Below are 13,006 nucleotides of genomic sequence, written 5' to 3' on the forward strand. Positions count from 1 at the left end.
GCGGACGGCTGGTCCTCAACGAGGCCAGCAGCAACGTTCTCACCGCCACCCTCACCTTCGGCCTGCTCGACGGCTGGTGGCTCCACGAGGACGCCGAACTACGCCTGCCCGGCTCCCCGTTGCTCTCCGCGCCCGGATGGCGCAAGGCCCTCGCCCTCGCCGGCTTCACCCGCAGCCGGGCCGTGCCGGCGGACGAGGGGCTGAGCCAGCACGTGGTGGTCGCGGAGACGGCACCGGGCGGCACGCCGCCCACCGCCGCCGCGGCGCCCGCCGCGCCGCCGCGCGCCGCGGAGCCCCCGCTCCCGTCGTCCGGGCCGTCCGGCACGGACGGCGACGCGCTGCTGGAGGCCGCGCGGGAGTACGTCAAGGACGCCTTCGCGCAGATCCTCCAGGTGCCGCGCGAACGGCTCTGGCTGGACGAAACGTACGAGAACTTCGGCGTCGACTCGCTGACGGTGCCCCTCATCGTGGACGTCCTCGCCGAGGGCATGGGCGAGCTGCCGGTGTCCCTTCTGTTCGAATACCCGACCGTCCGCGAGGTCGCCGACTACCTGGTCGAGCGGCACGCCGACCGAGTGCGCGCACTCCTTCCCGAGCCCGCTCCGGCGCCGGTCGCCGTTCCCACCCCCGCGCCGGGCGCCGTCCCGGCAGTCCAGGCGCCCGGCGGCGACGTACGTCCGGCCGCGCGCCCGGCGCAGTCCGTGCCGGCCGCCGACCACCGCGTCGCGATCGTCGGCGTCGCCGGCCGCTACCCCCAGGCCGAGAACCTCGACGCCTTCTGGGAGAACCTGCGGTCCGGCCGCGACTGTGTGGGGCAGGTGCCCGCCGACCGGTGGGACCACCGGGCTCCCGCCGGCGCGGACGGCCGGCCGGTGAGCCGCTGGGGCGGATTCCTGGACGGGATCGACGAGTTCGACCCCCGCTTCTTCCAGATGTCCCTGCGCGAAGCCGAACTGACCGACCCTCAGGAACGGCTTTTCCTCCAGACGTCCTGGCACGCGCTGGAGGACGCCGGCTACACCCGGGCCCGCCTGCGGGGCAGCCGCGTCGGCGTGTACGTGGGCGTCATGTACGGGCACTACCAGCTGTTCGAGGACGAGCGGGGCCTCGCCGGCGGCATGGGCTACGCGTCCATCGCCAACCGGGTCTCGTACTTCTTCGACTTCCACGGGCCGAGCCTGGCCGTCGACACCATGTGCTCCTCCTCCCTCACCGCCATCCACCTCGCCTGCGAGGCCCTGGCGACCGGTCAGGCGGAGTACGCGCTCGCCGGCGGCGTCAACCTCGCCCCGCACCCGCGCAAGTACCGCCAGCTGGCAGCCGGCGGGTTCACCGGCGAGAGCGGCCGGTGCCGCAGCTTCGCGGCGGACGGCGACGGCATGGTACCCGGCGAGGGCGTCGGCGCCGTCCTGCTCAAGCCGCTGGCGGCGGCCGAGCGCGACGGGGACCGCATCCTCGGCGTGATCCTCGGCAGCTCCGTCAACCACGGCGGGAAGACGGGCGGATTCGCCGTGCCCAGCCCCGGCGCCCAGGGCGAGGTCATCGCCCGGGCCCTGCGCTCGGCCGGTGTGCCGGCCGACGGGATCTCGTACGTCGAGGCGCACGGCACCGGGACCCCGCTCGGCGATCCGGCCGAAGTCGCCGGACTCGTACGGGCCTTCGGCGACCTGCCGGCCGGCTCGGTCGCCCTCGGCTCGGTCAAGTCCTCCGTGGGCCACCTGGAGTCGGCCGCGGGTATCGCGGCCCTCACCAAGGTCCTGCTCCAGATGAAGGCCCGCGAACTGGCGCCCTCCCTGCACGCGGACACCCTCAACCCCGCCGTCGACTGGAACACCGTGCCCTTCCGGGTGCAGCGCGAACTCGCCCCCTGGACGGGCGCCGGGCCCCTGCGCGCAGGCGTCAGCGCCTTCGGCGCGGGCGGCTCCAACGCCCACCTCGTGGTCGAGGAGTACCGGACCACGGACCGGCGGTCCGGCGGCCCGGAGGGACCGGAGGTCTTCCCGTTCTCCGCGCGGGACGCGGAGGGACTGCGCCGCGTCGTCTCGGGCATGCGGACCTGGCTCGGTTCGACGGGTACCGGCGCCGATCCCCGGGACATCGCGGCCGCGGCCGGCGTCCCCGTCACGGCGGTGGACGAACCCCTCGACGAACTGGGCCTGGACCCGACCACGATGGTGCGGCTGATCGGCCTCGGCGACGTTGTCGGGGCGGGTTCCGTGCACGGCGGCACGACCCTGCGCGAACTCGCGGGCCGCGCCGGAGGCGGCGCCGGTGTGGACCTCGTCCGGCTCGCCCGCACCCTCCAGACCGGCCGCGAGGCCATGGCCCACCGGTTCGCCGTCGTCGCACGCTCGGCGGGCGAACTCGCCGAGGCGCTCGACGCGTTCCTCGACGGGCGGCCCGGCGGCCACACCGGCGTCGTGACGGCCGAGCCGGGGGCCGCCTCCCGCCCCTCCGCGGCGGATCCGCACGACACGGCCCGCCGCTGGGCCGGGGGAGAGGTCTTCGACTGGGAGGCCGGCCGGCCCGGCCCGGTACCGGCCCTGTCCCTGCCCGGATACCCCTTCGCCCGGACCCGCTGCTGGATCGACGCCGTCACCCCGGCCGCCCTCGCCGCCCCGGTGGCCTCCGCGGCCCCGGTGGCCCCGACGGCATCCGGGACCGCGCACGCCCCCGCCCGGGGCACTCGGCTCCGGGACGCCGTACTGACCCTGCTGGGCACGGTCAGCGGATACGCCCCCGCCGACCTCGACCCGGCGGGCTCCTTCCACGAGCACGGCCTGGACTCCCTCGGCCTGATCCGGCTCGCCGACGAGGTCTCCAACGCCTTCGGCGTACCCGTCGGCCCCGACCAGCTGCTCGCCACCCCCACCCCCTCCGCACTCGCGGAGTGGCTGGAGAACGAGCACCCGGACGCCGCCCCGCCCGGGCCGGCCGAGCCCGCACGGGACCTGCCGGCCGAGGACGACCCCGTCGTGATCGTCGGCATGGCGGGAACCCTGCCCGGCGCACGGAACCTCGACGAGTTCTGGGCGGCCCTCCAGAAGGGCGGCGACCTCTTCTCCGACGTGCCCGCCGACCGCTGGGACAGCCGCGCCCACTACGGAGACCCGGCCCTGCACCCCGACCGGACCCGGATCACCCGGGGCGGCTTCATGCCGGACATCGACCGCTTCGACCCGCTGTTCTTCGGCATCTCGCCCCGCGAGGCCCGCTGGATGGACCCCCGCCAGCGGCTGCTGCTGCGCACGGTGTGGTCGGCGCTGGAGGACGCGGGCATCGACCCGACCCGCCTCGCCGGCACCGACACCGGCCTGTTCGTCGGCGTCGGCTCGTCCGAGTACGCCGAGCTCGTGCAGCGCTCGGACACGGCCACCGACGCCTACTCCTCGACCGGCCTGACCCCCTCCATGCTGGCCAACCGCATCTCGTACCACCTCGACCTGCGCGGCCCCAGCGAACCCGTGGACACCGCCTGCTCCAGCTCGCTCGTGGCCCTGCACCGCGCGGCGGAGGCCCTGCGGCTCGGACACTGCGACACCGTCATCGCCGGCGGCGTCAGCCTCATGCTGTCCCCGGTCACCTTCGCCTCCCTCGAACGGGCCGGCATGCTCAGCCCCGACGGCGTGGGCCGGGCCTTCGACAAGGACGCCGCAGGGTACGTGCGCGGCGAGGGCGTCGGAGCCGTCGTGCTCAAGCGGCTCAGCCGTGCCCGCGCCGACGGCAACCCGGTGCTCGCCGTCCTGCGCGGCACCGCCGTCAACCACGGCGGCCGCTCCAACTCGCTGACCGCGCCCAACCCGCGCGGCCAGGCCGAGGTGATCGTGAAGGCCCACCGCGAGGCGGGCGTGGACCCGGCGACCATCGGGTACGTCGAGACCCACGGCACCGGCACGGTCATCGGCGACCCCGCCGAGACCAACGGCCTGCGCCAGGCCTTCGCCGAGCTCTACCGCGACTGGGGCCACCCCGCTCCGGCGGCCCCGCACTGCGCCCTGGGAGCCCTGAAGAACACCATCGGCCACCTGGAACCGGCGGCCGGCATCGCCGCCGTGCTGCGCGTCCTGCTGTCGATGCGCCACGGACGGATCACCGGGGACCCGCACGGCCCGGAACTCAACCCCCACCTGGCGCTGGAGGGCACGGCCTGCGAGATCGCGGTGGAGGCACGTGACTGGACGCCCGTGGCCCCCGGTGTCCCGCGCCGCGCCGGGGTCAGCTCCTTCGGCTACGGCGGGGTCAACGCCCATGTCGTACTGGAGGAGTACCCGGCCGACGAACCGGCGCCGTCCGGCCGCCCGGCCGTGTTTGTCCTCTCCGCCCGCGACCCGGAGCGGCTGCGGGCCACCGCCCGCTCCCTCGTCGACACCCGGGACGGCTGGGAGCACGACCTCGCCGGAACCGCCCGTACCCTCCAGTCCGGCCGCACCGAACACGCCGAACGCCTGGCTTTCGTCGCGGACTCGGGCGCGCACGCGGTGGACACCCTGCGCCGCTACCTCGCCGGGGACTTCGCCGGCATCCACCAGGGGCGCGTGGAACGGCACGCCGACCGCGCGCCGTTCGACGGGCGGGGCGACGAGGAGACCGCCGCCGCATGGGTGCGCGGCGCGACGGTCGACTGGTCCGCCCGGTGGGAGCGGACGCCGAAGCTGCGTTCGCTGCCGCCGTACCCCTTCGCCGCCGACCGGTACTGGTTCACCGACGGGGCTCCCGCGGCGGCCACCGCGCCGGCCACCGACCCGGCGACGGCCACCGCGACCGTCCCGGCGACCGAGGCGAAGGCCGCCGCCGGGTCCGTCGCACGGACCGGCGCCGGCACCGCTTCCGGGTCCGCTCCCGAGTCCGGCTCCGGGGAGGCCGACGGCCCGGCACCCGTCAGCCTGTTCACGGCCGAATGGGTGGCCGAGCCCGCGCCGCCCGCCGCCCCGCACCCGGGCCGGGTGCTGGTCTTCGGCGACCTGCCGGTCCCCGGTGCCGTCACCGTGCGGGCCGGAGCCGCGTACGCCGACGAGGGCTCCACCGTCACGATCCGCCCCGGCGAGGCCGAGGACTACACCCGGCTGCTCGCCGCCGGTGCGGACCGGATCGTGCACCAGTGGCCGCTGCTCCACCCCGAGCGCCCGGACCTGGGCATCGAGTCGGCCTTCCTGCTCGTACGCGCCATGACGTCCTCCCGGGCCGCCGCACGGATCCAGGTCCTGGTGCCGGAGGGCGCCATGGCCGAGGCCTGGGGAGGGTTCGACACCTCGCTGCGCGCCGCCCTGCCCGGCACCGCCTTCGGCGTCGTCCGCGTCGCCGGACGGGTCGAACAGGCCGCCCTGCTCGCCGAGGTGGCCGCCGAGCGGCTCTCCGCGGCAGCCGTCCGCCTCTCCGCGGCCGGCCGCACCGTGCGCGTGCTCACGGAGACCGACCCGAGCCCCGTCACGGAGTCCCCGCTGCGCCCGGGAGCCGTCCACCTGGTGACCGGCGGCGCCGGCGGTCTCGGACTGCTCCTCGCCCGCACCCTGCTGTCGCGCGGCGCCCGGGTGGCCCTCACCGGCCGGTCCTCCGCCGAGGACCGGGCCCGGGAACTCGCCGGCCTGCGCGCCCTCGGCGACGTCGCCTACTTCCAGGCGTCCGTGGAGGACCAGGCCGCCATGGCCCGCGTCGTGGCGGACGTCAAGCAGAAGTGGGGCGCCCTGCACGGGGTCTTCCACCTGGCGGCGACCGCCTCGCGCACACCGCTGCCCGGCAAGGACCTCGCGGAGTTCCGCTCCCACCTGCGGGCCCGCATCGAGGGCACCCGTGTCCTCGACGACGTGACCCGTGACGAACCGCTGGACCTGTTCGTCCTGTACTCCTCGCTGGCCGGGCAGCTCGGCGACTACGGCCTGGTCGACTACGCCGTCGGCGCCCGCTACCTCGACGGTTTCGCCGAGGAGCGCGCGGCCCTGCGTACGGCCGGCCGCCGCAGCGGGCACACGGTCTCAATCGACTGGCCCATGTGGCGTGCCGGAGGCATGCACGTGGAGGCCGAGGACGAGCGCCGCTACCTCGCCGACACGGGCTTCCGCTACCTGGAGGCCGAGGAGGGCGAACGGCTGCTCGACCTCGCCCTGCGGCTGGGACGCCCCCAGGTCGCCGTACTGCCCGGGGCGCCCGAGCGGATGCGCGAGCAGGTCGAGGCGCTGCGGATCCGGGAGCACGGGCACCGCGCCCGCCCGGCCGCCCCGGCGCCCTCCGACACCCCCGCCGCCCCCGCCGCTCCCGTGCACGCGGGCGATCTGACCGAGCGGCTGCGGGAGCTCGTCGCCGAACTGCTGGGCCTGGCGCCCAAGGCGCTCGACCCGGAGGCCGGCTTCGGGGAGTACGGACTGGACTCCTTCGGGCTGCAGTCCCTCTCCGTGGCACTGGAGGAGCGCTACGGCGTCTCGGTGCCGACGACGACCCTGTTCGGCGAGAACACGGTCGAGAGGCTCGCCCGGCACCTGCTCGCGGAGCACCCCTCCCTGGCAGAACGGAACCGGACGCCGGCCACCGCCACAGCCCTCTCCACCGCCACCACCCCCTCCGCCGCCCCCTCCCCTGCCACCGCTCCTTCCGCCGTTTCGTCCACCGTGCCCACCCGGGAGGACGCCGTCGCCATCGTCGGCATGTCCGGACGTTTCCCGGGCTCGGCGGACCTGACGGAGTTCTGGCGGCACCTCAGGGACGGTGAGGACCTGATCACCGAGACCCCCGCCGACCGCTGGGACTGGCAGGAGGTGTCCCGGCGCTTCGGCGGCACCGCCCGCTGGGGCGGATTCCTGAGCGACGTCGACCGGTTCGATGCTCGGTTCTTCAAGATCTCGCCCGCCGAGGCGGAGGTCATGGACCCGCAGCACCGGCTGTTCCTCGAACACACCTGGGCCGCCCTGGAAGACGCGGGCTGCCGGGCCGACCGGCTCGCCGGCCGCCGCGTCTCCGTCTTCGCCGGCGTCCAGTTCAACGACTACGAGTCGATGGTCCTGCGCGGCGAGCAGGTCAACCCCCACGCGGGCACCGGCCTCGCACGGACCATCCTGGCCAACCGCATCTCGTACCTGCTGGACCTCAAGGGCCAGAGCGAGAGCATCGACACCGCCTGCTCCAGCTCCCTCGTGGCGCTGCACCGCGCCGTCCGGGCCCTGCGCGCGGGGGAGAGCGAGCTCGCCGTCGCCGGCGGCGTGAGCCTGGTGCTCTCGCCGCAGACCGTGGTGGCCGGGAACCAGCTCGGGGTACTCTCCCCGGACGGCCGCTGCAAGGCCCTGGACGCGACGGCCGACGGTTACGTCAAGGGCGAGGGCGTGGGCGTACTCGTCCTCAAGCCGCTCTCCCGCGCCCTCGCCGACGGCGACCGGGTGCACGCGGTGATCCGCGGCAGCGCGGTCGGCCACGGCGGGCACGCCTCCTCGCTGACCGCCCCCAACCCGCTGGCCCAGGCCGCCCTGCTCGTCGAGGCCTACCGGGACGCCGGGGTACCGGTCGGGACGGTGTCCTACACCGAACTCCACGGCACCGGCACCTCCCTCGGCGACCCGGTGGAGATCGACGGCCTCGTCCGGGCCCATCGCACCCTGGCCGACGGACCCGCCACGCCCTGCGGCATCGGCACCGTGAAGAGCAACATCGGACACCTGGAGCCCGCCGCAGGCGTCGCCGGGGTCATCAAGGTGGTGCTGGCGATGCGGCACCGGACCCTGCCGAAGACCTTGCACCTCCAGACGCTCAACCCGCTGATCGACCTCACCGGTACGCCGTTCCGGCCCGTACGGGAGACGACCCCGTGGGCGCCCGCGGACGCCGACGGCGCGCCCCTGCCGCTGCGCGCGGGCGTCAGCTCCTTCGGCTTCGGCGGCGTCAACGCGCACGTCGTCCTGGAAGAGGCGCCCACCACCACGCCCCCGGCCCCGCTGCGGTACGACGCCGACGAGGTGTTCCTGCTGTCGGGCAGGGACGAGGCCGCCCTGCGCCGGTACGCCGCCGCGATGGTGGAGTTCCTCGATGCGGACGCGGACGCGGACGCGGACAACAGCAGCGGCAGGGGCAGCGGCACGGACCCGTACGCGCCGTCGCTCGCCTCACTCGCGTACACCTCCCAGGTCGCCCGCGTCCCCATGGCCGCCCGCCTCGCAGTGGTCGCCCGCTCCACCCGCGACCTGCGCGACCAGCTGGCCGGCCACCTCGCGGCCGAACACGCCCACGCCGGTATGGACGGCGACCACGCCTGGCTGTCCGAACCGGAAGGCGCCGAGTACCTCGCGCGTCTGGTCCGGGAGGGACGGCTCGACCGGCTCGCGCGGCTCTGGCAGGACGGCGCCGACATCGACTGGGCCGCCCTGCGCACCGACCGGCCGCAGCCGGCGTCCATGCCCACCTACCCGTTCGCCCGCGAGCGGCACTGGCTCACGACGCCGGCCGCCACCGGGGGCGCGTCCGCCCCGGTGGACTCCTCCCTGCTCCTGGTCAAGCGGTGGGAGGCCGCTCCGCTGCCGCCCGCCGAACTGCCCGCCGGGATCCTGGTGCTGGCCCGCGCCGAGAACGAGTCCCTCGCCACGAGGGCCTTCGGGCCCACCGCCACAGTGGTCCGCGTGGACGGCGGCGAGAAGGACGCCGCCCGGCGGATCGCCGAAGCGGCCCGCCTCGCGCCGGCCGTGATCGACCTGGCCGACGTGTCGGACGCACCACTCACCACTCCGGACCCCGACTGGCCGCGGATCGCGCTCCTGCGTGAGCTGGTCACCGAGAACCGCACCCGCGGCTTCACCTACCTCCACCTGACCCGGGGGCTCACCACCTTCCGGACCGAGCGGCCCACGCTGCGCGGCGCGGCCTACGCGGGCCTCGTCCGGATGCTCACGGCCGAGTACCGCGGGCTGGCCGCCCGCACCCTCGACCTCGACACCCTGGAGCCGGCCGCGCTGCGCGAGGCGGCCGCCGCCGAACTCGCGGCGACCGACCCGGTCACCGAGGCCTGCGTACGGGCGGGCGTACGGCACCGTCCGGTGCTGCGCCCCGCCGACGCGGCGCCCGCCTGCGCCGACTGGTCCGCGGACCTCGCCGGCCGGACCGTCGTGATCACCGGAGGAACGGGCGCGCTGGGCCGGCTGCTCGCGGCCCGGCTCGTCGAGCGGGGCGCCGACCGGCTCGTGCTCCTCGGCCGCACCCCGCTGCCCTCCCGGACCGAGTGGGCCGCCCTCCTCGCGGACCCCGGCACCGACCCGGCCCTCGCGGCCAGGCTGCGCGACCTCGCGGCCCTGGAACGCCCCGGGGTCCGGGTGGTGTTCGAGACCGGCCCGCTGGACGGGATCGCCGAAGTACTCGACCGCGCCCGGCGCGAGATGGGCCCGATCGTCGGCATCGTGCACTGCGCCGGACTCGGCGTCATGCGCGACCCGGCCTTCATCGGCAAGCGGACCGAGGACGTGCAACGGGTCCTGGAACCGAAGACCGCGGGGCTCCAGGCCGTCCTGGACGGCTGCGCCGGCGACCCGCTGCGCTTCGTCGTGCTGTACTCGTCCGTCGCGGGCGGCGTGCCCGCGCTGGCCGTGGGCCTCAGCGACTACGCGCTGGCCAACTCCGTGCTGGACCGCGTCGCCGAGTACCGCACCGCCACCGGCGGCGCCACCGGCGGCGCCTCCGGCCCCGTCATCCGGTCGCTGCAGTGGCCGAGCTGGCGTGCGGCCGGCATGCCCGAGGTCGACACCCCGGCCTACCGGGACCTCGGCCTGCGGACCCTGGCCCCCGAGGCGGGACTGGACCTGCTGGACCGCGCCATGAGCGGCCCCGACCCGGTCGTGCTGCCCTGCGTCGTGGACGCCGGACGCTTCGACGCCGCCCGGCTGCTGGCCGTGCCCGCGCCGGGCCGGCCGGACGGGACGGCGCCCGCGCCGGCTCCGTCGGCCGCCCCGCGCGGGGTACCGGCCGCGCACGGCCTCGTCCGCCGGGTGACCGGGGTCATCGCCTCGACGCTCCGGCTGGACCCCGCGGCGATCGGAGGGGACGAGGACTTCGCCGACCTGGGCGTGGACTCGATCATGATCGCCCAGATCCTCGCCGCGCTGGAGCGGGAGCTCGGCGTCGTCGCGGAGCCCTCGACCATCCTGGAGAACCCGACCGTGGTCCTCCTCGCCGAGGCCCTGCGCGACCAGGTGCCGGACCCCGCGACCCCTTCGGAGGACGCCGGCCCGGCCGTCGCGTCCGCCGTCCCGGCGGCCCCTGCCGAGGTCACCGCTCCGGCTCCGGCCCCGGTGCCCGCCCCGGCCGAGGCCGTCGCGTACGGCGCTCCCACCGCCGGAGCGGCCGCGCGGCGCGAGGACATCGCCGTCATCGGCATCGCCGCCCACTTTCCCGGCGCCCCCGACCACGGGACGTTCTGGCGGAACCTGATGTCCGCGACGGACTCCGTCACGGAGGTGCCGCCCTCCCGCTGGGACAAGGACCGCTTCTGGCGGCCCGACCCCCAGCCCGGCACCACCGTCAGCAAGTGGGGCGGCTTCCTCGACGCCATCGAGGACTTCGACCCGGAGCACTTCCGGATCGACCCGGCCGGCGCCGCACACGTCGACCCCCTGGTCCGGCAGGTCCTGGAGACCGGCGTGGAATGCCTGGCCGACGCCGGACTCACCCCCGCGGAGGTCGCGGGCCGGCGCGTGGGCGTCTTCGCGGGCGCCCGTGCGGCGAACTTCGGCGCGCACGTCGCAGCCGCCGGTCCGCACTCGATCAGCGGAATGGCGCAGAACTTCATCGCCGCTCAGCTGTCCCACCACCTCGACCTGCGAGGACCGTCCGTCGTCGTCGACACCGCCTGCTCCAGCGCCCTCGTCGCCGTGCACATGGCCGCCGCCGGCCTGCGGACCGGGGAGTGCGACCTGGCCTTCGCGACCGGGGTCGACATCCTCCTCGACGAGGTGCCCTTCGTCGGGATGAGCGGGGCGGGCGCACTGTCGCCCACGGGACGCTGCCACACGTTCGACGAGCGGGCCGACGGCATCGTCCTCGGCGAGGGCGCCGGCACGCTGCTGCTCAAGCGGCTGTCCGACGCCGTGCGCGACGGCGACCGGATCTACGCGGTGATCGAGGGCAGCGCCGTCAACAACGACGGCCGCACCATGGGCATCACGACGCCGAACCCGCGCGCACAGCGGGAGGTGATCGAGGCGGCCCTGGCCGACGCCGGTGTCTCCCCGACTCAGCTGGGCTACGTGGAGGCCCACGGCACCGGCACCATGATCGGCGACCCGATGGAACTGAAGGCGCTCACCGAGGCCTTCCGCGCCCGCACCGACGAGGTCGGCTTCTGCGGCGTCGGCAGCGTGAAGACCAACATCGGGCACACCCTCAGCGCGGCCGGCATGGCCGGACTGATCAAGGTCCTGCTGTCGGTCCACCACGCGCAGCTGCCGCCGACGCTGCACTGCGCGACCCTCAACCGCCGCTTCCGCTTCGAGGAGTCCCCGCTGTTCCCCGTACGGGAACCGCGCGGGTTCACGGGCCGCGACGGTACGCGCCGCGCCGCCGTCAGCTCCTTCGGGTTCGGCGGCACCAACGCCCACATGGTGGTGCGCCAGGCACCCGAAGCCCACGTTCCCGCGCGCGGACCTCTGGACCCGCCCCGCTACCGGCGGCGGCGCTTCTGGTTCGACCGGCCCGTGTCGGACCTCCCCGTACAACCGCCCGCGCACACCCCCGTACAACCGCCCGCGCGAACGCCCGCACCGGCCCCCGCGCCGTTCTTCGAGCTTGAGTTCTCCGCCGTGCCGGAAGGAAAGAAATGAACCCGTTGGACGGCCTGATCTGCTCCGTGGTGGTGCGCGGTACCGACCCGGTGCTGCGTGACCACCGCGTGCACGGCACGCGCATCCTGCCCGGAGTGTCGTTCCTCGACATGATCTACCGGATCCTGCGGGCCCGTGGTGTCGACACCTCCCGCGTGGAGCTGCGCCGCGTGCTGTTCCGCAACCCCGTGGCCGCCGGCCCGGACTTCGACACCGAGCTGCGGGTGGAGTTCACGGCGGACGCGGACGGCCACCGGGTCTCCGTCACCGGAACCCGCCGCCCCACGGGCGAGACCGAGCCGGTCCTCGACTGCCGGCTCCATCTGGACGTGCCCTTCCCGGCCGAGGCCGTCGACCTGTCCGCCCTGCGCGCGGGCATGCCCCGTACGGCCGACATGGCCGACCTGTACGGGCTCGTCCGCCGGACCGGCATCGAGCACGGGGAGTTCATGCGGGCCCGGGGCACCCTGCACGTCGGCGACCGCGAGCTGCTCGCGGACCTCTCGCTGGGCCCGGAGGCCGCCGCGTACGCCGACTACTTCCACCTGCACCCGGCCGCGCTGGACTCGTCGACGCTGCTGCCGACGCAGTTCGCCACGGCCGGCGCCGGCGCGGCGGCCCGGCCCTACATCCCGATGCTCATCGACTCCTTCCGGGCCCGGGGGCCGGTCGGCGACCGCACCCGGGTGCACGCCACCCCGCCCCGCGCGACCGGCCCGGCCGGCGATCTGACCACCTGCGACCTGCGCTTCCTCGACGCCGACGGCGGCGTCCTGCTGTGGCTGCGGGGCCTCACCTCGAAGCGCGTCCGGGAGGAGGACGCCATCACCCGCCTGGACGGCTCCCCGCGCGCGGCGCAGCCGGCCGGGACCGCGCCCGCCGGGGAGACCTCCGAGAGCCTGGTGCGCGGCCTGCTCGCCGAACGGCTCGGCCGGGCCGAGTTCGACGAGGAGGCGGGCTTCTACGAGCTGGGCCTCGACTCGACGGCGCTGCTGGGCATCGCCGCAGACCTGGAGGGGGCGTACGGCACCGACTTCTCGCCCACCCTGCTGTTCGAGCACAGCTCCTTCGAGGCCCTCGTCGAGTACCTGGGCGCGTACGAACTGCCCGAGGGCGGGGCCCGCCCGGCCGCCGTCGCACCGCAGGAGCAGGAGCAGGAGCAGGAGCAGGACGTGCGCGAGGACGTGCCCGCCGAGGTGGTCTGGTTCGAGCCCCGCTGGCGTGACGCG

The 13,006-nt window shown here is 75.5% G+C and carries 2 protein-coding genes (both running past the window's edge); both read left to right on the plus strand.

All coding sequences use genetic code 11. The features are described 5' to 3' along the window. Positions 1-11,777: the 3' portion of an SDR family NAD(P)-dependent oxidoreductase gene (locus ACIPXC_RS27325; protein WP_401623478.1), read on the plus strand. It extends 7,789 nt beyond the left edge of the window; the window shows 11,777 of its 19,566 coding nt (coding positions 7,790-19,566); the start codon falls outside the window, past its left edge; it ends in the stop codon at positions 11,775-11,777. Further along, positions 11,774-13,006 carry the start of an SDR family NAD(P)-dependent oxidoreductase gene (locus ACIPXC_RS27330; protein WP_401623480.1) on the plus strand. Its footprint extends 5,802 nt past the window's final position, so only the first 1,233 of its 7,035 coding nucleotides appear in the window; the start codon lies at positions 11,774-11,776; its stop codon lies off the right edge, out of view. Before ACIPXC_RS27325 ends, ACIPXC_RS27330 begins: the two co-directional genes overlap by 4 nt.

This window comes from Streptomyces sp. NPDC090021 (genome assembly GCF_044748225.1).
Taxonomy (GTDB): Bacteria; Actinomycetota; Actinomycetes; order Streptomycetales; family Streptomycetaceae; genus Streptomyces.